Source organism: Pseudonocardia alaniniphila (genome assembly GCF_022524485.1).
Classification (GTDB): Bacteria; Actinomycetota; Actinomycetes; order Mycobacteriales; family Pseudonocardiaceae; genus Pseudonocardia; species Pseudonocardia alaniniphila.
Genome location: NZ_JAKXMK010000006.1, coordinates 180,635 through 201,365 on the forward strand (window position 1 = coordinate 180,635; position 20,731 = coordinate 201,365).

A 20,731-nucleotide genomic window follows, 5' to 3' on the forward strand; every position below is an offset into this window, starting at 1 on the left:
GGAGGGCCGTGGCCCGCGAGATCGATGTGCCGGCCCTCGTCAAGGGGGTGCTCGGCGGCTCACGCGCGGTGCTGGCCCGTGCCATCACCCTCGTCGAGTCGAACCGCACCGACCACCGGCAGGCGGCGCAGCAGCTGTTGATGGAGCTGGCGCCGGAAGCCGTCACGTCGCGGCGGGTCGGGATCAGCGGCCTGCCCGGCGTCGGGAAGTCGACGTTCATCGAGCGGCTCGGCACGCGGCTCACCGGCGCGGGGCACCGCGTCGCTGTGCTCGCCGTCGACCCGTCCTCCACCCGGACCAAGGGCTCGATCCTGGGTGACAAGACGAGGATGGCCGCCCTGGCCGTCGACGAGAATGCGTTCATCCGCCCCTCCCCGAGCGCCGGCACGCTCGGTGGGGTGGCGCGCGCCACCCGCGAGTCGATCGTGCTGGTGGAGGCGGCCGGATACGACGTGGTGCTCGTGGAGACGGTCGGCGTCGGCCAGTCCGAGGTGGCCGTGGCCGGAATGGTCGACACGTTCCTGCTGCTCACGATCGCCCGCACCGGCGACTCGCTGCAGGGGATCAAGAAGGGCATCCTCGAGCTGGCCGACGTGATCGCGGTCAACAAGGCCGACGGCCCGCACGAGAAGGACGCCACACGTGCGGCGAGCGAGCTCGCCGGCGCCCTGCGGCTCGTGACGCCCCCGAATGCCGTGTGGCGTCCCCGGGTGCTGGCCTGCAGCGCCCAGAGTGGCGCCGCCATGGCGGAGGTCTGGGCCGCCGTCGAGGCCCACCGCGCCGCGCTGGAGGAGGCGGGCGAGCTGGCCGGCCGCCGCGCCGACCAGCAGGTTCAGTGGATGTGGGCGATGGTCCGCGACCAGCTGATGGACCGGCTGCAGTCCGACCGCACCGTGCGCGAGGCGATCCCCCAGCTCGAACGCGACGTGCGCGGCGGGGAGCTCACCCCCACCCTCGGTGCGCAGGAGATCCTGAAGCGCCTGGGTCTCTGAGCAACGGGCCGCCGCGGCCGACCAGCAGGGCTTGGCGGGTCCGGCGCGCCTCGCACATTTGTTCGCCCAAGATCGATTACGTTGTCCGGGTGCTCGGGGTAAGTCACGCAACGTCCGGTGCAGCCCTCGGGCTCGCAGTCGCAGGATTCGCACCACGGTGGGTGGGCGTCGAACCGAGTGCGGGGACGGTGCTGACCTTCGCCGCTGTGTGCGCGGGCGCCGCGTTGCTGCCCGACCTGGACCATCCGTCGTCGATGGCGACCCGGCGGTTCTCCGTGGCGTCGTGGTTGGCCTGCTACCTGGTCCGTCCGCTGTCGGGCTTCGTCTACGACCTGACCAAGGGACGCCGGGACACCGGCAAGGGCACGCACCGCGGGCTCACCCACACCGTGGCGGCGGCCGTGCTGATCGGCCTCGCCGTCAACTTCGCGTCGGGCCGCTGGGGCACTCCGGTGCTGGTCGGAACGCTCTTCGTCTGCATAGCCCTGGCGATCAAAGGGCTCGACGCGCTGGTGCCTGGCCCACCGTCGCTGGTGATCGCGGGTTTCCTGACCTACGCGGTGGAGGAGTTCGTGCCGGGCGGCACGGCGGGCACGGCCGGCTGGCTCGGCTCGGCCGTGGCGCTGGGCATGGTGGTCCATTCGGTCGGCGACGCGATCACCGAGTCCGGCGCCCCGCTGCTGTGGCCCATCCGGATCCGCAAGCGCAGCTGGTATCCGGTCGGGAGCCCGCGCCCGCTGCGTTTCCGCACCGGCGGGCGGGTCGAGACCTGGGTTGTCGCGCCTGCCCTCACCGTGGCGACGTTCGTGCTGGCCGGGCTCGTCGTGCCCGGCGTGCGCCCGATGCTGCTGGACCTGCAGGCCGAAGTGGTGCGGCTGTTCGCCGGTGCCTGACGGCCTCCGCCGTGCCCGTTGCGTGAGGGGCGATGATGGTCGCGTGGACGAACATGCAGGCCTCCCGCCCCGCCCGGTGATCGGCGTGCTGCACCCCGGCGCCATGGGTGCGGCCCTCGGAGCAGCCCTCAAGCCCGTGGCCGGCGCCGTGATCTGGGCGGCCGCCGGACGCAGCAACGCCACGTCGAAGCGCGCGGAGCTCGCCGATCTCGTCGGCGTACCCGACGTCGCCGCGATGGCGGCCCGCTCGCACGTGATCGTCTCGATCTGCCCGCCGCACGCCGCCGTCGACGTGGCCGAGCAGGTGGCCGCGGCGCTGGCCGACCGCTCGGACCGGCCGATCTACGTCGACGCGAATGCCGTCTCCCCGGACACCGTGCGGCGGATCGGCACGGTCCTGGGCGCCGAGAACGTCGTGGACGGGGCTGTCATCGGGCCGCCGGCATGGGAGGCCGGGCACACCGTGCTGTTGCTCTCCGGCACGCACGCCGCCACGGTGGCGCAGCTGTTCGCCGGTTCGCCGTTCGAGGCCCGCGTGCTCGGCCCCGACCTGGGCTCGGCGAGCGCGCTCAAGGCCTGCTACGCGATGCAGAGCAAGGCGATGCCCGCTGTCTGGCTCGCGGTGGCCGAGGCCGCGCGCGGCTACGGCGTGCAGGATGCGCTGGGTGATCTGCTGGCCCGCGACGGGGTGGACCTCGCCGGTGTCCTGGACAAGCTGAGTGCACAGGCTGGCCCGAAGGCCTGGCGCTGGGTGGGGGAGATGGAGGAGGCCGCCGACACGGTGGCCGGTGTGGGCGTACCCGACGGGTTCTCCCGGGCTGCCGCCGAGATGTACCGGCGGATGGCGCAGGACCACCCGGCGGATTCCTGAGGCGGATCGCGAAGGACCGAACGACCGCCGCCGCACCGGGGGGAGGGTAGGGCGGCGGCGGTCGACGGGGCGGGGTGTCGCCCCGGTCTCGTGGGCTAGTGGTCCACCAGGTCCGCGGTGTCTCGCGGGTCCTGGCTCCAGCCCCGGTTGGTCACCGATTTCCAACCGCGGTTGCCCGGCACGACAGGTGCCACCGCGCCGCCGACGGCGGCCGTGGTTTTCTGTGACGTGCGGTGCATGTGGGACAGCTTGGACTGTTGTGGCTCATGAGATCCAATCGTCCCGAGAATCTCACTCGAAGGTGTTCCGACCAGCGGGCTTAAGGTGCTTGCGAACCGGCGGGGTTGTTGTCGGCCGGTTCGTGACGGTCAGGTCGTGCTCCACCTCGGCCGTCGGATGAACCGGATCCTCGAGGTCGACGAGCGGCTGGGATATGCGCTGATCGAGCCGGGAGTGACCTTCTGGGAGCTTCGTGCCGAGCTCGCTCGCCGTGGCGACACGAGACCTCCCGGCGGATCCTCGCCGAGCACGGGCTCGACTACGCGGCGGAGTTCGTCTGCGGTCCACGCGCTGCCCGTGCCCTGCATGTCGTGATCTTCAACCGGGAGACCCCGACGAGGCCTCGAGGGTGGACGCCGCCTACGAGGCGCTCGTTGCCGCCTACGACGCGCTGGGCTGTCCGATCGGGCGGACGCCGACCGACCGGCAGGAATGGGCGATGCGGCGGCTGCCCGAGTTTCCGGAGCCTGACGTCGGGCATCAAGTCGGCACTCGACCCGAAGGGAATCATCGCGCCCGGAAAGTACGGCATCGCATGAGCACACCTATCAGTCGTTCCGGCGGCGGGATCGTCGTCAACCACTAGTTGTGAGCTGCGTGCCACCAGATCAACCGTCACTACGGTATTAGATTGGATCGACATGACGGGATCAGAATGTGGCCTCGGTATTACCGTGTGGTTCACCGGTTTGCCCAGTTCAGGCAAGTCGACGATTGCCGCGGGACTCGCGGCGCAGCTTCGCGACGAGGGATTGCGGGTCGAGGTGCTCGACGGCGACGAGATCCGGCGCAACCTCACCCCGGATCTCGGTTTCAGCCGTGCCGACCGGGAGGAGAACGTTCGGCGGATCGGTCATATCGCCATGCTCCTCGCGCGCAATGGCGTCATCGTCCTCGTCCCGGTGATAGCGCCTTATGCGCAGGCGCGGGACAAAGTCCGTGCCGCACACGCCGAGTCGGGCGTGAAATTCTTCGAGGTATATGTCGCGGCCCCTGCCGACGTGTGCGCCGATCGCGACGTCAAGGGGCTCTATGCGCTGCAGCGTGCGGGCCGGTTGACCGGCCTGACCGGCGTGGACGACCCGTACGAGCCGCCCGCCGGACCGGAGTTGACCATTCCGACGCACGTCCAGACGGTCGGCGAGTCGATCCGAAGCGTGCGAGCCCTGCTGCCGACCTGAACGCGAGGACGGGCATGTCCGCATCTCGTGAGCCGGTCACGAGGGTGTCGTGACCGGCTCGCGGTGCACCCAGCCCAGCAGGTCGGGCGCGGCGAGTTCGGTGACGCGCGCCGCATAGTCCTGCAGGTCGGTGTCATCCAGCACGTCTACCCATTGCCTGCTCACCCCACGGTTGAAGAACCGCTGATTGTCCCGCCAGATGCCCAGTCGGGACTCCGGGACGAGACGGGCGTTGCGCCGCATGTTCTCGAAGGTCCCCGCGTTCGCCAGTGACGGCCACACCGACTCCGGCAGGGTGATGTCGAGTCGCTGTGCGAGGCGGCGCATCTCGGCGAGCAGATCGGCCTTGAGATCGTCGTAGTGCATGAGCACCACGTTGGCCGAGTTCCGTACCTCCCAGAACGTGCTCAGGTGGTGCAGCGTGAAGCGCAAGCTGAAGAGGTGCTCCGTGACGGGGGTGTCGTCCAGCATCCACTGCCGGAAGTGGTCGCGTGCGGAGAGCTCCCGCGCCGTTTGCGTCTGGGTGGGAATCTCGCTCACGTCGGCGGGCCCGACCGCTGATTCGCGTGCGCGCAGGAACGCTTCCGCATTCACGTTCGCCAGGTGGTTCCGCGACGAGATGCCGACATCGCGCGGGTCGCGGCCGACGCACACATAGGTCACCCGCGGGTCGAACGGCAACCCGTCCAGCGGCGTGTGCGTTTTGATGAACCTGCGATGTCGCTGAGCCTCCAGGGCTGCCAGCACCGAATCGTGCGACTGCGTCAGCGCGTCCAGCCATGGCGAGAGCGCGTCCAGGTCCCCGTCGAAGTCCGGCGTTCCGAACACCAGGAGAGCGCAGATCATCTGAGTCCAGGTGGTGCCGCTCTTCGCCGGGGTGCTGATCACGATGTCGCCGTCGCGGAACGTGAAGCCGTCCCAGCGCGCGTTGTCCTGGGCCAGCATCCGGTATCGCACCGTCATCCCGCTTCCTTCCGAGCCGCTCCCGAGGGTGTTGTGATCGGCGTGCGGTGGACCCATCCCAGTAGGTCCGGTGCGGCGAGTTCGGAGACGCGCGCCGCGTATTCCCGCAGGTCGGCGTCGTCCAGCACGCCGACCCACTGCCTGCTCACACCGCGGTTGAAGAATCTCTCCCTGTCCCGCCAGATCGCCCTGCCGGCTTCGGGGACGAGCCGGGCGGCCTGTTTGCGCATGTTGTCGAACGTCGCTGCGCGCACCAGGGACGGCCACGCCGACTCCGGCATGGTGATGCCGAGTCGCTGTGCGAGGCGGCGCATCTCGCCGAGCAGATCGGCCTTGAGATCGTCGTAATGCACCATCACGACGTTCGCCGAGTTCCGCGCGCCCCAGAACGTGCCGAGGTGGTGCATCGTGTAGATCAAGGTGGCGTCGCTTTCCGTGACCGGCCGGTCGTCCAGCATCCAGCGCCGGAAATAGTCCCGTTCGGAGAGCTCCTGCGCGGTATGCGCACGGCTGGGGAACGCGCCCACGTCGGCGGGCCCGACCGCTGACTCGCGTGCTTTGAGGAAGGCTTCCACATTCATGTTCGCGCTGTGGCTCCGATGCGAGATGCCGACATCTCGCGGGTCGCGCCCGACACACACATAAGTAGCCCGGGCGTCGAATGGCAACCCGTCCAGCGGGACGTGCGTTTTGATGAACCGGCGGTGCTGCTGAGCCTCCAGGGCTGCCAGCACCGAATCGTGCGACTGCGTCAGCCCATCCATCCACGGCGACAGCGCGTCGAGTTCTCGGTCCACATCCGGTGCTCCGAACACCAACAGGGCGCAGATCATCTGCATCCAGGTGGTGCCGCTCTTCGGCGGGGTGCTGATCACGATGTCGCCGTCACGGAACGCGAAATCGTCCCAGCGCGCGCTGTCCTGGAACACCGACCGGTATCGCACCACAGGGCCATCCCTTTCCCTACGTCGATCTGCAGTACACGTCGGTCACTATTGCGTGATCGGTTCCCTGTGGGCCCATTCCAGCAGGTCGGGCGCGGTGAATTCGGTGACTCGCGCCGCGTACTCCCGCAGGTCGGTGTCGTCGAGCACGTCGACCCACTGCCCGCTCACGCCGCGGTTGAAGAACCGCTCATTGTCACGCCAGACGGCCTTGCTGACATTGGGGACGAGTCGGGGAGCCTGCTTGCGCATGTCCTCGAACGTCGCCGCACGCGCCAGCAGTGGCCACGCCGACTCGGGCACGGTGATATCGAGCCGTACGGCGAGGCGGCGCATCTCGCCGAGCAGATCGGCCTTGAGATCGTCGTAATGCACCATGACCACGGTGGCCGACTCGCGCGCCTGCCAGAACGTGGTCAGGTGATGCATCGTGAAGCGCAGGGTGTAATGGCTGCTCGTCACCGGCGTGTCGTCCAGCATCCAATGCCGGAACCGGTCGCGCTCGGATGTCTCCTCGCTCAAAGCCGCGCCGGCGGGGGACACGTGCGCGAGGCCGGCCGCCTCACGTGCCCGCGCGACCGCCTCCGGGTCGATGTTCGCCCTGTGGTTTCCCAATGAGATGCCGACATCGCGCGGGTCGCGGCCGACGCACACATACGTCACCCGGGGGTCGAACGGCAGCCCGTCCAGCGGCGTGTGCGTCTTGATGAACCTGCGGTGCCGCTGAGCTCCCAGGGTGGCCAGCACCGACTCACGCGGCTCCAAGGACCAGTCGAGCCACGGCGAGAGCGCGGCCAGATCGCCCTCGAAGTCCGGTGTTCCGAACACCAGCAGGGCACAGATCATCTGCATCCAGGTGGTGCCGCACTTCGCCGGGGCGCTGATCACGATGTCGCCGTCGCGGAACGCGAAGCCGTCCCAGCGTGCGCTGTCGAAACCGACCATCCGGTATCGCTCCATAGAGCCGTCCCTTTCCGCACATCAGCTTGCGGTAAACGCTGAACCGCGGGGAGACGGCCTTGTCCGCGGGCGGCCCGTAGCGATCGTACGACGTCCGGGCTACCCGCCGTGGGTGACCAGCGGTACCTACGCGACCAGCGCGATGACGGAATTATCGGAGGATTCCAGCCGATACGGGCCCGGATTTGCCCGGAAAGACCTACGGTCGCCGAATACCACTCGGCGACCACCGTCGGGATTGACGAGGTATGTCCCGTCGCCCCCGTGCACCACGATCTCGTCGCCGACGCGGAGCACGAGCGGGGCATCGCGACCCGAGCTGATCGCGATCCGGCCCGCGGAGATCCCTGCCAGCACGTCGTCGCCTGGGCACTGCACCCACGTTGTGGGTGCCCCCAGGGGGCGGCCCTGTGCGGGGGAATGGAAGTCGCTGCCGCCGAGCGGGATCACGTCCGGGTCCCAGGCGAGCCACCAGGCCAGCGGCCCGCCCCAGCGCCGGTCCTGCCAGGTCCAGTGCCAGATCTCCGCGAAGCGGGGCCGGCGTGGCATGGGGTGGCGCCACGCGCAGTCGTTCGCCAGCGGGTGGTTGACCGACAGGAGGCCGCCCCGGCGTTCGGTCTCGGTCAGCCAGTCCGCGGCGGGTCGGCGGAAGTCGATCCATCCGATGTCACCGAAGGCGTTGGCGTGTCCAGTGTCGCGCGTGACCTCCTGGCCGGGCAGCAGCAGGACGCCTGCGCGCCGCCCCGCCGCGGCCAGCGCGGGATGGTGGCTCACGGTGTTGTGGTCGGTCACCGCGACGAAGTCCAGTCCACCCGCGGCGGCGAGGCTGGCGAGTTCGTCGACGGTCAGCGCGCCGTCGGAGTGCACGGTGTGGCTGTGCAGGTCGCCGGCGAGCCAGCGCATGCCGGGCTCGGCGGGCAGGTCCCGGCGCGGCGGGCGCGCCGGGACGGTCGGCGGGGGCGGGGCGTTCGGCGGCGCGGGCGGCGCCCCGATCCCGGCCTCGGCCACCACCTCGTACTCCAGACCGCCGGCCGGCACCCGGTGCAGCCCGAGGCAGACGTGCCAGATGCCGCCCTCGAGCGGGCCGGGCAGGTAGCCGGGCGTCGCCCACCCGGGCGTGATCGTGAACGAGTCACGGGCGCCCCCGGACCAGCCGCGGAAGCCGTCGGGTCCGAAACAGCCGAGGTCGAGTACGCCCGCGCTCCGGTCGAACGCCAGCCGGACGGTGAGGGCGCCCGCGCCGTCGGGCACCTCGACGGGGAGCTCCCGGTAGAAGCCGTCGGCGCGGTCCTCCAGCGTCCACCGGCCGCGGTGCACGACCTGCGCCATGTCAGGCCCCGGCGGCGGCGAGCGCCGCGTCGTCCGCGGTCCTCTCGCTTCCCACGAGCTCGCCGTCGTCGTGCCGGTAGAGGAGCACGCGCTCGGGCACCGCGACCGCCCAGCCGCGAGAGCCGATCTCCGGTTCCTCCCCCTCGGACACGGTCACCTGGACGATGCTCGGGCCCTGGGCGCCGGCGATCTCGAGCGAGACCAGCGACCCCACGCCCATGTTCTCGACGATCGCGACCACCCCGGCGAGCCCGGCAGGCTCGGGTTCGGTGCGCAGGCCCATGTACTCGGGCCGGGCGGCGAAGACGAGCCGCTCGCCGTCGCTGACGTGCGGGCGTGCCTCCGCGGGCAGCGGCAGCGTGGCGCCCGCGACCCGCAGGGTGTCGCGGTCGACGGTGGCGTCGAGGAGGTTCATCGGGGTCGACCCGATGAAGCTCGCGACGAAGGTGCTGGTGGGACGCTGGAACACCTCGCGCGGGGTACCGACCTGACGGATCCGCCCCGCGTCCATGACGGCCATGCGATCGCTCATCGCGAGCGCCTCGGCCTGGTCGTGGGTGACGAACACGGTGGTGACCCCGAGGTCGCGCTGGAGCCGCTTGAGGAACGTGCGGGCCTCGAGACGTAGCCGCGCGTCCAAGTTGGATAGGGGCTCGTCGAACAGGAACACCTGCGGGTGGGAGACCACGGCCCGGGCCAGCGCCGCGCGCTGCTGCTGTCCGCCCGAGAGCTGGCCGGGCCGCCGGTCGAGCAGGTGGCCCAGGCTGAGCCCCTGTGCCGTCTCGTCGGCCCTGGCGTGGCGCTCCGGCTTGCCCACCTTCTTGATCCGCAGCGGGTAGGCGATGTTGTCGCGCACCGTCATGTGCGGGAAGAGCGCGTAGTCCTGGAAGACCATCGCGATGTCGCGCGCGCCCGGCGTGAGCCGGGTGACGTCGCGGCCGCCGATCTCGATGCTCCCACTCGTGACGGTCTCGAGGCCGGCGATCGACCGCAGCAACGTGGTCTTCCCGCACCCGGACGGGCCCAGCAGCGCGAAGAACTCGCCGTCGGCGATCGTGAGGTCGAGGCCGTCGACGGCACGCACCCCGTTCGGGTACTCCTTGACCAGCCGGCGCAGCTCGATGTCGGCCATCAGCGCTTGATCCCTCCGTGGAATCGGAACCCGTAGCGCCGGTTGACGAACACGTACATCGCGACGACGGGGATCGAGTAGAGCAACGAGAACGCCGAGATCAGGCCCAGGTCTGCCTGACCGCCCTCGGTGTAGAAGGTGTAGAGCACCACGGCAGCGGGCGACTTCTCGGGGCTGCGCAGCAGGATGAACGGGGTGAGGAAGTTGCCCCACACGTTCACGATCGTCCAGACGGCGATCGTCGCGATGCCCGGCCGCACCACCGGCAGCACCACGTCACGAAGGATCTGCAACGGTCCCGCACCGAACACCCGTGCCGACTCCTCGTAGGAGCGCGGTGTGGCGTCCATGAAGTCCTTGAGTATGAAGATCGCCGCGGGGAGCAGCCCGCCGCTGAGCACGAGCACGACGCCCAACTGGGAGTCGATGAGGTCCAGCTCGAACATCAGCAGGAAGATCGGCACCATCGCCGCCGTGCCGGTGACGATCGACGAGAGCAGCAGCAGGACGTAGAGCAGCGCGTCGCGGCCCGGGACGTGCACGCGGGACAGGGCGTAGGCGGCCAGTGCACCGAACACGGTGACGAGCACCATGCTCCCCAGTGCGAGCAGCACGGAGTTGCCCAGCGAGATCAGCGCGTAGGGGTTCTCCATGAGGCCCGTGAAGTTGTCCCAGGTCCACTGCGGCAGTGACGCGCTGAGCGTCGGCGTGCGGTCGAAGGGCGCGAACAGCAGCCACAGGACGGGGACCGCCATGAACGCCGTGATCAGCGCAATGAGCACGTAGAACGCCACGCGCCCGACGAGCGCGCGCGGTGTGAGTACGGGGTTCACGTGCGCCGCTCCCGGAGCAGACGTAGGTAGATCACGGCGATGACGAGGTTGATCAGCAGCATGATCAGCGAGATCGCGCTGCCGAACCCGAGCTGCCCGTCGAAGATCGCCGTCTGGTAGACGAAGACCGGAAGGATCTCGGAGCGGTCGTTCGGCCCACCGGCCGTGATCAGGTACGGGCCGAAGTCGTTGAACGTCCAGAGGCTGATCAGCAGCAGGTTGGTGAGTACGTGCCCCCGGATGTGGGGGAACACCACGTCGCGCAGCTGCTGCCACCCCGATGCCCCGGCCATGCGCGCGGTCTCCAGCTGCGAGGGCGGAACCGCGTTCAGCGCGGCGCTGAAGAGCAGCATCGAGAACGCCGTGCCCCGCCAGGTGTTGAACACGATGATCGAGAGCATCGGGTACTCGAGCAGCCAGGCCATCCCCGGCGTGCCGAGCAGCGCGTTGAGCGTGCCCGAGTCGCGGTCCAGCAGCGCGATCCAGAGGAAGGCGACGACCGAGCCGGGCAGGATCCAGGCCAGCATCACCAGCGACTCGACGATGGTGCGTACCACCCGCGGAACGGTGCGCATCGTCCAGGCGAGGACGAACCCGAGCACCGACTGGCCGATCACGGCCGAGCCCAGCACGTACAGCAGCGTCAGCCAGAGCGAGTTCAGGAACTCGGGGTCGGAGAGCGCGTGGGTGTAGTTGTCGAGCCCGACGACCTGGGGCCGCGCCGCGGCGATGCCGGTGAGCCGGTAGTTCGTGAGCCCCAGGTAGAGCGTCCACAGGGCGGGGTAGACGAGGAAGACGCCGATCAGGGCCAGCGCCGGCACGACGAACGCCGAGGCCCGGAACCGTCCGAGGCCTGCGGCGTCCGTCGCGACGGTGGGGGCGGCCCCCCTGCCGGCGCCTGTGTCAGCCGGTGGTGATGTTGTCAGCGCCACCGAGCGCACCCTCCAGAGCCGTCCGGTACTGCTGTGCCGCCTGGTCCGGTGCGGTGCCCGAGACCACGGCCGCCGTCGCCTCCTGCAGCGCCTGGGAGACCTGCGGGTACTCCGCCAGTCCCGGGCGGTACGCGGTGAGCGGAAGCACCTGCTCGGCGACGAAGCTGAGCATCGGGTCGCGGCCGAGGACGTCGGCGTTGACGTCGTCGCGCTGGGTGATGCGGGCGGTGTCGCCCAGCTGGGCGCGCACGGCCTCGGCGGAGTTCATGAACGCCAGCAGCTGCCAGGCCTGCTGCGGGTACTTCGTGGCCGGGTTGATCGCGCGCATCGACCCGCCGGACATGCTCACGAAGTCCTGACCCGACAGGCCCTTGCCGGGCTGCTCGGCCGGGATCTTCGCGTAGCCGACGACCTGGTCGCGGTTCGCCATCGGGGCGATGCCGTCCTTCGGCGCGACGACCGAGCGCCAGAAGTAGTCGCTCTCCAGCAGGATGCCGACGCGGCCTGCCGCGAACTCCTGGAACGACTTGTCCCGGCCCTTCGCCTCCTGCTGCAGCTGCGGGTCGCCGAGGCCGCCGCCGTAGATCTTCTGGTAGAGACCGAGCACGTCGCGCAGTTGCTGCGAGTCGCCCATCCACTTGCCGTCGGTGTTGAGGTGCGCGCCGGTGCCGGCGAGCAGGGGGAGCACCCCTTGCATCGTGGTGGCCTCACCCATCGCGGTGCCCGCGTTGAGCTGGATCGGGTCGACACCGGGTAGCTGCTTGAGGCGCGTGGCGGCGTCGATGACCTCCTGCCAGCTGGTGGGCTGCCAGTCGGCCGGCAGACCCGCGCGGGCGAAGAGCTCCTTGTTGTAGAAGAGCACGCGGCCGTCGGTGCCGTACGGGATGCCGTAGCGCTTGCCGTTGAACGACGCGAGCTGTTCGACGGTGTCGGGGATCTGTGCCCAGCCGTCCCACGACTCCGCGGCCGGGCCCACGGCCTCGTCGAGCGGCTGGATGTAGCCGGCCTGTGCGAACTCACCCACCCAGATGCCGTCGAGGGCGACGACGTCCGCTCCGCCGCCGCTGCGCATGTCGAGCGAGAGCTTGGTCTTGAACTGCTCGTCGTCGACACCGGAGGGCTGGAGCGTGACCGTGGCCTGCACGCCCTGGTCGGCCATCCGCTTGGTGAACTCCGGGATGATGTAGTTGACGATCCAGTCCGCCTCCTGGGCGTTCTTCCCGCCCTGGGCGACGTTGGCCGCGATCGTCAGCGTGACGGTCTTGGCGTCCGCGTTGCGCTGCGGGTCGCCGGCGTCGGAGCTTCCCCCGCCCGCGCAGCCCGCCAGCGCGAGCGCGGCCACCGCCGAGAGCGCCACCGCGATCCGTGCTGTCCTGCCTGGCATACCCACCTCGTGCGTACGTGACGACAATGATCAGCGGGACTATGTCATGACTTATGTTCGTCGTCGATGACAGTTGGGTCTCGGCTCACCGTCCGGTCAGCGCCACTTCGAAGGAGTATCGCGAGGCGCGATAGAGGTGATCGCCGTACTCCACCACGACGCCCCGGTCGTCGAACGTCGTGCGGCGCATTGTGAGCAGCGGGGCGCCCCGCTGCTCGTCGAGGAGGCGGGCCTCCGCCCCGGACGCCTTGCGGGCGCCGATGCTCTGCTGCGCGGCGGCAAGGGTGATTCCGGCCTCACGCAGCACCTCGTAGAGGCCGCGGTGTTCGAGCACCGCGGGGTCGAGCTGCACGAGATCGGCTCGCAGGTGGTTGCGCATGATGGCGAGGGGCTCACCGCGTGTTCGGCGCAGGCGCTCCAGCGTGAGCACCGCGGTGCCCTCCGGGACCTCCAACGTCGCCGCGACCACACCCGAGGCGGCCCCCACGCTGTGGGACAGCACGGTGGTGGTCGGTTGCTGCCCGGAGCCGGAGAGGTCGTCGTAGAGGCTGGTCAGGCCCACGGGACGACGCACTCGAGCCCGGGCGACGTGTGTGCCCACGCCACGCCTGCGCACCAGCAGGCCCTTGTCCACCAGGTACTGGATCGCCTGGCGCATGGTGGGCCGGGACAGTCCGAGCTCCTCGGCGAGGGCGATCTCGTTGTCCAGCCGCGAGCCCGGTGGGAGCTCGCCCGACTCGATGGCCTGTTCGAGCTGGCGGGCGACCTGGAAGTAGAGCGGCACCGGGCTGGCACGGTCGACGACGACCTGTGGACGGTCGGGCATCATCGGCTCCTCGTCAGCCACATCGCGTCGCCGGCTCTCGGGTCATGTGTCGAACCTGAGGGTTGCGATCTCCCAGGGACGCAGGGGCAGCTTGACGGTTCCCTCGGTCACGGGCAGCTCCCGCCCCGGCGTGCCGCGCAGGTCGACGGTGCGGGCGGTGTCGAACCGGCCGCGCACCACCGCTGTGACCGGTTCCGGGTTCTGTGCCACCAGGCGTGCCTCGAGCACGCCGCCCCGGAGCCGCACGCTCGTCAGGACAGCGCCGTCGACGGTGAGACCGTGGTGGCTCTCCAGGGGGCCACCGGGCAGGCTCTGGCCCGCGGCGGCGTGGAGCGGATGCCGGTACCGGTCGGCCGTCGCGACGAGGTCGGCGTCGACCCAGCTCCCGGCGTGCGGCAGCACCGCGAGCGCGACGGTGGTGGTGCCGATCATCTGTGCCTGCGGTGTGGGGATCTGCGGTCCCGCAGGCTCCTCGCGGTACGGATGCACGTTGCGACTGATCTGTCCCGTGCAGCGCAGCACGGTCAGCGCGAGCTCGCCCGCAGAGCCGTCACCGAGCAGCTCGTACTCGCAGGCCTGGGTGAGCAGCAGCGCCGCCCCGCCCGCGTCCACGAAGCCGTGGGCCGGGAACGTCGGGAGCGGGTACTCGCCGCTGGGCGACCCGGCGGCCGAGTGGACGTCGAGCTGCTCGCCGCCCTCGGCCGCGCGGCCCCGCTCGACCACCGCGAACTGGCCCTCGGCGTGCGAGACGGCGGCCGTGCGGGCCACCGGGACGTGCAGCCGGACGCGATGGTCGGCGCTGCGGTTGTCGATCGCCAGCTCCAGCCGGACGAACGGCTCGTCCGCCCGCAGCTCCACCCGCATCGAGACGGACGCCGGTTCGCTCGCCGCGCTGCGCCGGTCCTGCGCCCAGTCCATCGTGGCCGGCCACGAGTAGCCGCGCACCACCGTGAACGCAGCCCGCAACGGTCCGGACTCCGCCGCGGTGATCACGATCGTGTCCGGTGTCTCGAGCAGCGCGTCCGTGGCGGGCGGTGCGTAGTTGTAGGTGTCGCCACGGTCGCCGCCGTCGACGATCCGGCCCACTCCGTCGAGCACCGTGCCGTCGGCCGCGACGATCCGTAGCGTGCCGTCGTCGTGGACGGTCACGCTCACCAGGCCGTTGTCCAGGCAGTGGTTGTCCATTTCGGGGTCCGACGCCTGCACGGGACGTGTCACCACGGCGTCCTCGGCGGGCACCGGTCGCACCGAGCTCCAGCCCAGCGCCGGCGCCGTCACCAGCCCGGTGACCACCCGGCGCTCCTGCGCCTGCAGTCGCACCGTCCAGGTGCCCGATACGGCCGCAGCCGCCACGGCGGCACGCAGGGCGTCGATGTCGAAGGGCTCCTCACCGCCGTGGCGAGCCAGCTCGAACTGCAGCAGCCGCTCGTCGGCGTGCACGGCCCAGGAGACGATCTCGAGGCCGAACAGCTCGCGGCCGTGGATGCGTGGGAAGAAGGTGGGCAGCTCCGCGGCGCCGATCCGCTCCTCGTGCAGCAGCGCAGCGGTGCGGTTCTCCACCTGCGCCGGGAGCACCGTGCCGTCGGCCTGCTGCAGCGCGACCGCGGGCCAGGAGGCGGGAATCTCCAGGTCCAGCGTCACGAGGTCGGTGCGGTCGATCGCCGACGGGTTGGCGACGACGATCGCGTCGCGGGGGACGTCGCGAGCGATCGCGCCGATCACCCGGTCGCGCACGGCCTGGCCCAGGTGCTCGGCCTCGGTGATGCGGGCGAACACCTGCACCGCGGTCTCGTCGACGCCGCATCCCGTGACGGAGTCGTGCCCGGATGCGTCGACGAGCCGCCACCAGGCCATGTCCAGGAACCGCTGCGGCCACACCGGCGACCACAGGGCGGCGAACGGTTCGGCGTAGCGCTCCACCATCCGCTCGGCGCGGGCCATGGCCTGCTTGAGGTGCGGACGCACCGAGAGCACACCGGGCAGGATGTTGGCCCCCGCGTGGCTGCGCAGCTCACCGCGCACCACGGTGATGTCGCTCGCGCCGGCGTCGCGGCCGGTGATGTAGTCGCCCAGCGTGGTGATCTCCATGCGCACCGGGGCGCCGGCGTCCTCCAGCCCCGTGACGAGCTCGACGAGCGAGCGCACGGGGGCCGAGTGGTCGGTGCCGTACATGCCGAGCACCGGTTCCGTGCCGAACACCGGCCGCAGCGTGGCCTCCAGGGCCACGGCCCGCTGCGCGAACCGGGTGGGGTCGGCGAAGAGCGACGCCGCGTTGCCGTAGCCGCTCACCAGGTACTCCACGCGCACGGCACTACCGTCGGGGGCGACCCAGCGGAAGGCGTGCCCGTCGACGGCTGCCGGCACCCCGCGCCAGAGGCAGGCGTGCTCGAAGCCCGCGGCGGCCAGGATCTGCGGCATCTGCGCGCAGTGGCCGAACTCGTCGGGCAGGTATCCCACCGGCATCGCGCCGCCGAGCTCGTCGGCCCGTGCGCGCCCCAGCTCCAGGTTGCGGATGATGTTCTCGCCGGAGACCAGGAACTCGTCGAGCAGGATCTGCCAAGGGCCGACGGCGAGCTGGCCGCGCTGGACCAGCTGCGCGATCCGGTCGCGGTTCTCCTCGCGGACCTCGAGGTAGTCGTCGACCGCGGCCATCTGCCCGTCGAGGGTGAAGCGGAAGCGCGGATCGGCCTCCGCCCAGGCCAACACGTCGTCGAGCAGGTCGACCAGGCGCAGCCGGAAGCGCTGGAACGGCTCGTACCACTCCCGGTCCCAGTGCGTGTGCGGAACCAGGTGGACCGTCCCCACACCGGTCGCCTGCACCGCTGTGCCGGTGGTCGCTGCCCCCGTGGTGAGCGTCCCGGTCGTCGTTCCGGTCATGCGCTGACTGCCTCGCTTCGATCGGGTTGCTCAGGCCGTGCATTGGTCCTGACAACCTAACGATCTTTGGCGAGTATGTCGATGCTGGCCGATTTGTCCATCGACGTCCCCGTGGTGACATCTGCAGAACGGCAGGCGACGGGGCCACAAAATACAGTGCCTAGGTGGTCACCCGAATCCGTGCGCACCGCGCTGCGGCAGCAGGAATCCGTCCGGACGGACGGCGATCGTGTCCGCGCTGAAGCCGGGCATGGTGCCGGACCCTTCGGACCCGCAGCAGGCGATGCGGCTCGTGGCCGGGCGGCTGCTCGACACCCGCCTGGACGAGCTCGTGCACCGCGCGGTGGAGCGGTTGTGGGCCGACGAGTCGGAGTACGCGACGTCGGAGGTCAGCCGCGGCGACCTCGCCACGATGATGCGCAAGACACTGGCGCTGGCGCTCACCCGTGCAGCGGGGCGGCCCATCCCGCCGGACATCATGGATGCCGCTGTCGAAGCAGGCCAGGTGCGTGCACGTCAGCGCCTGCCGTTGCCCGCCCTGCTGCACGCGTTCCGGATCGACCTGCGGATCCTGTGGGAGGCGGTCATCGACGAAGGACGGGCGAGCGGCGTGTCGGCCAACGAGTCGTTCGTCGAGGGCTCGGTCCTGCTGTGGGAGGCGGTCGAGCGGAACACGGCGGAGATGGTCGACGCCTATCGCACCACCGAGCACGACATGGCGCTGGATCTCGACGAGCTGCGACACGCAGCGTTCGAGCAGCTGATCGGCGCGGGGGACGGGGACCAGGCAGCGGTGCGGGAGGCCGCCAAGCGCCTCGACCTCCCGGCCGACGGGCGGCTGCTGGTCGTGGTGGCCGAGGACGTACCGCATCGGCACGAGGCCGGCCGGACGGTCACCTCCTTGCTGCGTTCGCTCGGCCTGCCCCACTACCCGGCCTGGCGCGCCGACGAGCTGTGCCTGCTCGTCCTGCTCGGAGATCGGCAGGCCGGGGACGTGCTCCCGGCGCTCCATGCCCTCTCGGCGTGGCGCTGCGGAGCATCCGTGGCCGATGGGCTCGCCGCGGTGCCGCGCGCAGTGCGGCTGGCACGGGCCGTGATCCGGTCGATGCCGGACCCTGGGCTGCACATGCTCGGCTCCTCGTGGCTGGCGGCCGTCGTCTACGCCGACAGCGAGCTCGGGGGTGCACTGGCCCATGATGTGCTCGGCAAGATCCTCGCGCTGCCGGACCACGAGCGTGAGGCGATGTTCGAGGCCCTCGAGAACTACCTGTACGGAGAGGGCTCCGTGCGCGAGGTGGCCGAGAAGATCTACCGCCACCGCAACACGGTGCGTAACCGGTTGCAGGCGATCGAGCGGATCACCGGTCTCAGCCTGTCCCGCCCGCGAGACCTGGCCGCCCTGACCCTGGCCGTCGAGTGGCTGAACGGCCCGGGCAGCCGTCCGGTCAGCGGCTGAGCAGCACCGCGTCGAGTGCTTCTGCGAAGAGATCGACGTGCTCGTGGCCGAACACCATCGGTGGCTTGATCTTGAGCACGTTGTCCAGCGCGCCGGTGGGATAGACGATCACGCCCCGATCCTTCAGGCCCTCGGCGATCTCCAGCGCCTCCGACACGGCCGGTTCCTTGCTCGCCCGGTCGCGGACGAGCTCGATGCCGAGGTAGAGCCCACGGCCGCGCACGTCGCCGATCAGCTGGTGCCGGTCCTTGAGGTCCTCCAGCACGCCGAGGAAGTAGGTGCCGACCTCTCCGGCGCGTGCCTGCAGCCCGTCCTGGACCACCACGTCCAGCACGCTCTGCCCGATGGCGCACGACACGGGGTTGCCGCCGAAGGTGTTGAAGTACTTCATGCCGGTGTCGAAGGCGTCGGCGATCTCGCGCGTGGTGACGACCGCCGCCATCGGATGCCCGTTGCCCAGCGGCTTGCCCATCGTCACGATGTCCGGCACGACTCCCTGCAGCTCGAAGCCCCAGAACGCCTCGCCGAGTCGGCCCAGCCCCACCTGCACCTCGTCGGAGATGCACAGTCCGCCGACGGCCCGCACGGCCGCGAACGCTTCCGGCAGGTAGCCGTCTGGCAGCACGATGTTCCCGGCCGTGCCCATCAGGGACTCGGCGATGAATCCCGCAGGAGCGCGGCCCTGCGCCGTGAGCCGCGCAGCCGTGGCGGCGACCTCGGCCGCATAGTGCGCTCCGGCGTCGGGGTCGTCGTGCCCGTACGCACCCCGGTAGCGGTCGGGACGCGACACCTCGTGCGTGGTGGGCGGCGCGCCGGCCCCTCCTCTTCCCTTGTACCGGTTGGGGCTGATGCCGGTGACGGCGGTGGTGTTGCCGTGGTAGGCGCCGTCGATCACGATCATGTCCTCGCGCCCGGTGACCTGCCGCGAGATCCGCAGGGCCAGATCGTTCGCCTCGCTGCCGGTGCAGACGAGGAACACCACCTCGAGCGGCGCCGGCAGCGTCGCACAGAGCCGTTCGGCGTAGGCGGCGATGCCCTCGTAGATGAACCGGCTGTTGGTGTTGAGCTTGCTCATCTGCCGCGCCGCCGCTGCGGCCACCCGCGGTTCGGCGTGGCCCACGTGCGACACGTTGTTGATCGCATCGAGATAGCCGAAGCCGTTCTCGTCGTAGAGCCAGACGCCGCGCCCCCGGACGAGATTCATCGGACGCCGGTAGTAGGCGCGCTGCGAGCGACCGAACCGGTGCTCGCGCAGTGCCACCACGTCGTGGACGTCCATCCGAGGCTGCTGGGCGGGTTCGAGCCCGAGCAGGACCGACGGATCGGGGGAGAGCCGCGACCAGACCGGAACGTCGTCCGGCCGCACCCACCGGGGCGGCGGCTCGGCCGCGAGCTCGGCGGAGGTGACCAGCTGCACCTGGACACCGTCCCGGCCCGTCCCGAGGGCCGTTCCGGCGTCGATCTCCATTCCGTCGCAGACCAGCGGTTCCAGGCCCCACCAGCACGTCCACACGCGGTCATGGCGCACCACCAGCGGCGCAGCGATGCGCTCGACCACGCCGGCCAGCGGGGTTCGGAGCGGCTCCCCCTCCGGCGGGAACAACGCCATCCCGAGCTGCACCGTGGCCGCACGGGCCGACCGCTGAGACGCGTGTAGCAGCGACGCCGTCAGATGCCGGGCCACACCGGTGGTCCTGCCGCGCCGGTGGGCGATCGCCGCCGTCACGGCGTCGGGGTCGCTCCAGTCGAGATCGTCGTACAGATCGCTTCCGGGGGTGAGATCGAGCTCGGTGAGCGCTCCGTGCACCACGGCCGCCTGCCCGGTGACGGCGGGCGTCGGTGCCGGCTCGAAGCCGCAGGCGTCGCGGAAGGCGGCCTCGGCCAGCGCCGGGCTGATCTCGACGATCCGGGCCAGTGCCGGCCAGGTGTGCCGCATCCGTTCCTTGGCGTATCGGTTGTCGCTGGTCGTCAGCCGCCGCGTCCACGTGGTGGCGTTCACGCACAGCCGGGCGGCGGCGAGCGGGAAGAGAACCGAGAGCTCGGCATCGGTGAGCGGCACCACCGAGTGGAACCCGGCCACAACCGCCGCCGCGGCGGCGAGGGGATCGTCCTTCCGCAGCATTGCGTACGCGGCTGCGATCGCCACCTCCGCCACTCGGATGGTGAAGAGTGCGTCGCCGACGTCGAGCACCCCGCTGACGTGCACCCCGGTGTCGCCATCGGGGAGCACGAGCACGTTGAAGTCGTTCATGTCCTGGTGCACGACGCCCGTCGGCAACCCGTCGAGCGTGGCGCCGGCACGGTCGAACCAGGTCAGCACGTGTTCGACGGTTCTGCGGTTCCGCTCGTCCGGGACGAAACCGAGACCCGCGTCGATGGCCGTCGCGGCTTTGCGCACGTCCCAGTGATGGGAGCGGACCCCGGCCCGTACCGGCAGGTCGGCCAAGGCGCGGGTGAGCCGGCCCGCGACGCGGCCGAGTTCGGTGAGCAGCGCCGGCGGGTGGTGCTCGATCTCCGCGAACAGGGTGCCGGGCAGCCAGGTGAGCAGGCGGACGGCGTAGGAGCCGACGGACACGAGTTCTGCACCGGATGTGGCGGGAACGAGCCGTGAGACCGGCAGGTCCGGCGCGCGATCGGCCAGATGTGACAGCACATCGGCCTGCCAGCGCAGCGAGACGTCGTCAATGGAGCCCGCAGAAGCCTTGAGCAGGAACTGGCGGCCGTCGACGGTGACGATCCGAACATTGTGATCGCTCTCGCCGCCGAGCACCTCCTGCTCCGCCACGTCGAGCCCATAATGCTGCTTCAGCGCCGTCTCGATGTCGAATGGCTCCACGTTGTCGAGTCAATTCCAGCCCTACGGCGGGCGCAATGTGCGT

At 70.5% G+C, this 20,731-nt stretch carries 19 protein-coding genes; 7 read left to right on the top strand and 12 right to left on the bottom strand.

The window, feature by feature from the left end; all coding sequences use genetic code 11:
- Window positions 1-8 precede the first annotated feature (8 nt).
- The 3 genes from meaB (at window position 9) to MMF94_RS07650 (ending at window position 2,756) form a co-directional block, all read left to right on the top strand.
- Window positions 9-992 (top strand): methylmalonyl Co-A mutase-associated GTPase MeaB, encoded by a 984-nt coding sequence (meaB, locus tag MMF94_RS07640; RefSeq protein ID WP_241035584.1) that lies wholly within the window; start codon window positions 9-11, stop codon window positions 990-992.
- Window positions 993-1,081: 89 nt separating this feature from the next.
- Entirely contained in the window at window positions 1,082-1,885 is an 804-nt protein-coding gene (locus MMF94_RS07645) for a metal-dependent hydrolase (protein WP_241035585.1), read from the top strand.
- Between the two features lie 43 nt (window positions 1,886-1,928).
- On the top strand, window positions 1,929-2,756 hold the full coding sequence (locus tag MMF94_RS07650; RefSeq protein ID WP_241035586.1) for a DUF1932 domain-containing protein: 828 nt from the start codon (window positions 1,929-1,931) through the stop codon (window positions 2,754-2,756).
- A gap of 95 nt (window positions 2,757-2,851) precedes the next feature.
- Here MMF94_RS07650 and MMF94_RS07655 read toward each other — a convergent pair whose 3' ends face one another.
- A complete protein-coding gene (locus MMF94_RS07655; RefSeq protein ID WP_241035587.1) occupies window positions 2,852-2,995 on the bottom strand; it encodes a hypothetical protein in 144 nt (47 codons plus the stop codon).
- A gap of 85 nt (window positions 2,996-3,080) precedes the next feature.
- Here MMF94_RS07655 and MMF94_RS43715 point away from each other — a divergent pair, with 85 nt between their 5' ends.
- Genes MMF94_RS43715 through cysC form a run of 3 tightly spaced genes read left to right on the top strand, consistent with a single transcriptional unit; the run spans window position 3,081 to window position 4,216 of the window.
- The gene (locus MMF94_RS43715) at window positions 3,081-3,350 is read left to right on the top strand and encodes an FAD-binding protein (protein WP_379660326.1); all 270 of its coding nucleotides are present in this window, start codon (window positions 3,081-3,083) and stop codon (window positions 3,348-3,350) included.
- Window positions 3,351-3,384: 34 nt separating this feature from the next.
- Entirely contained in the window at window positions 3,385-3,621 is a 237-nt protein-coding gene (locus tag MMF94_RS07660; RefSeq protein WP_241035588.1) for a hypothetical protein, read from the top strand.
- A gap of 55 nt (window positions 3,622-3,676) precedes the next feature.
- Window positions 3,677-4,216 carry an adenylyl-sulfate kinase gene (gene cysC, locus MMF94_RS07665; protein WP_277398672.1) on the top strand — a complete coding sequence of 180 codons (540 nt, stop codon included), beginning with the start codon at window positions 3,677-3,679 and terminating at the stop codon, window positions 4,214-4,216.
- Between the two features lie 36 nt (window positions 4,217-4,252).
- Here cysC and MMF94_RS07670 read toward each other — a convergent pair whose 3' ends face one another.
- The 10 genes from MMF94_RS07670 to MMF94_RS07715 all read right to left on the bottom strand — a co-directional run bounded on the left by MMF94_RS07670 (window position 4,253) and on the right by MMF94_RS07715 (window position 16,396).
- The gene (locus tag MMF94_RS07670; RefSeq protein ID WP_241035590.1) at window positions 4,253-5,179 is read right to left on the bottom strand and encodes a sulfotransferase domain-containing protein; all 927 of its coding nucleotides are present in this window, start codon (window positions 5,177-5,179) and stop codon (window positions 4,253-4,255) included.
- On the bottom strand, window positions 5,176-6,126 hold the full coding sequence (locus tag MMF94_RS07675; RefSeq protein WP_241035591.1) for a sulfotransferase domain-containing protein: 951 nt from the start codon (window positions 6,124-6,126) through the stop codon (window positions 5,176-5,178). The genes MMF94_RS07670 and MMF94_RS07675 overlap by 4 nt, the downstream gene beginning before the upstream one ends.
- 45 nt (window positions 6,127-6,171) lie before the next feature.
- Window positions 6,172-7,083, bottom strand: coding sequence for a sulfotransferase domain-containing protein (locus MMF94_RS07680; RefSeq protein WP_241035592.1), 912 nt, complete (start codon window positions 7,081-7,083; stop codon window positions 6,172-6,174).
- Window positions 7,084-7,209: 126 nt separating this feature from the next.
- Window positions 7,210-8,412, bottom strand: a complete 1,203-nt coding sequence (locus MMF94_RS07685; protein ID WP_241035593.1) for a CehA/McbA family metallohydrolase — start codon at window positions 8,410-8,412, stop codon at window positions 7,210-7,212.
- Between the two features lies 1 nt (window position 8,413).
- Window positions 8,414-9,544: an ABC transporter ATP-binding protein gene (locus MMF94_RS07690; RefSeq protein WP_241035594.1), complete on the bottom strand. Its 1,131-nt coding sequence runs from the start codon at window positions 9,542-9,544 to the stop codon at window positions 8,414-8,416.
- On the bottom strand, window positions 9,544-10,377 hold the full coding sequence (locus MMF94_RS07695; protein WP_241035595.1) for a carbohydrate ABC transporter permease: 834 nt from the start codon (window positions 10,375-10,377) through the stop codon (window positions 9,544-9,546). The genes MMF94_RS07690 and MMF94_RS07695 overlap by 1 nt, the downstream gene beginning before the upstream one ends.
- The gene (locus MMF94_RS07700; protein ID WP_241035596.1) at window positions 10,374-11,309 is read right to left on the bottom strand and encodes a carbohydrate ABC transporter permease; all 936 of its coding nucleotides are present in this window, start codon (window positions 11,307-11,309) and stop codon (window positions 10,374-10,376) included. Before MMF94_RS07700 ends, MMF94_RS07695 begins: the two co-directional genes overlap by 4 nt.
- Window positions 11,281-12,693: an extracellular solute-binding protein gene (locus tag MMF94_RS07705; RefSeq protein WP_241035597.1), complete on the bottom strand. Its 1,413-nt coding sequence runs from the start codon at window positions 12,691-12,693 to the stop codon at window positions 11,281-11,283. The genes MMF94_RS07700 and MMF94_RS07705 overlap by 29 nt, the downstream gene beginning before the upstream one ends.
- 85 nt (window positions 12,694-12,778) lie before the next feature.
- A complete protein-coding gene (locus MMF94_RS07710; protein WP_241035598.1) occupies window positions 12,779-13,522 on the bottom strand; it encodes a GntR family transcriptional regulator in 744 nt (247 codons plus the stop codon).
- Window positions 13,523-13,561: 39 nt separating this feature from the next.
- A complete protein-coding gene (locus MMF94_RS07715; RefSeq protein WP_241035599.1) occupies window positions 13,562-16,396 on the bottom strand; it encodes a glycoside hydrolase family 38 N-terminal domain-containing protein in 2,835 nt (944 codons plus the stop codon).
- A gap of 229 nt (window positions 16,397-16,625) precedes the next feature.
- Here MMF94_RS07715 and MMF94_RS07720 point away from each other — a divergent pair, with 229 nt between their 5' ends.
- Window positions 16,626-17,852: a PucR family transcriptional regulator gene (locus tag MMF94_RS07720; RefSeq protein WP_241035600.1), complete on the top strand. Its 1,227-nt coding sequence runs from the start codon at window positions 16,626-16,628 to the stop codon at window positions 17,850-17,852.
- Here the strand turns inward: MMF94_RS07720 and MMF94_RS07725 are convergent.
- Window positions 17,842-20,688, bottom strand: coding sequence for an aminotransferase class III-fold pyridoxal phosphate-dependent enzyme (locus MMF94_RS07725; RefSeq protein ID WP_241035601.1), 2,847 nt, complete (start codon window positions 20,686-20,688; stop codon window positions 17,842-17,844). The two genes, MMF94_RS07720 and MMF94_RS07725, sit on opposite strands and share 11 nt — an antisense overlap.
- Window positions 20,689-20,731 lie beyond the last annotated feature (43 nt).

Bases quoted from the DNA above. Each gene is read 5' to 3' on its own strand.
- MMF94_RS07655 (WP_241035587.1), bottom strand. From the start codon at position 2,995: ATGCACCGCACGTCACAGAAAACCACGGCCGCCGTCGGCGGCGCGGTG.
- cysC (WP_277398672.1), top strand. From the start codon at position 3,677: ATGACGGGATCAGAATGTGGCCTCGGTATTACCGTGTGGTTCACCGGT.
- MMF94_RS07670 (WP_241035590.1), bottom strand. From the start codon at position 5,179: ATGACGGTGCGATACCGGATGCTGGCCCAGGACAACGCGCGCTGGGAC.
- MMF94_RS07680 (WP_241035592.1), bottom strand. From the start codon at position 7,083: ATGGAGCGATACCGGATGGTCGGTTTCGACAGCGCACGCTGGGACGGC.
- MMF94_RS07685 (WP_241035593.1), bottom strand. From the start codon at position 8,412: ATGGCGCAGGTCGTGCACCGCGGCCGGTGGACGCTGGAGGACCGCGCC.
- MMF94_RS07690 (WP_241035594.1), bottom strand. From the start codon at position 9,544: ATGGCCGACATCGAGCTGCGCCGGCTGGTCAAGGAGTACCCGAACGGG.
- MMF94_RS07705 (WP_241035597.1), bottom strand. From the start codon at position 12,693: ATGCCAGGCAGGACAGCACGGATCGCGGTGGCGCTCTCGGCGGTGGCC.
- MMF94_RS07710 (WP_241035598.1), bottom strand. From the start codon at position 13,522: ATGATGCCCGACCGTCCACAGGTCGTCGTCGACCGTGCCAGCCCGGTG.
- MMF94_RS07715 (WP_241035599.1), bottom strand. From the start codon at position 16,396: ATGACCGGAACGACGACCGGGACGCTCACCACGGGGGCAGCGACCACC.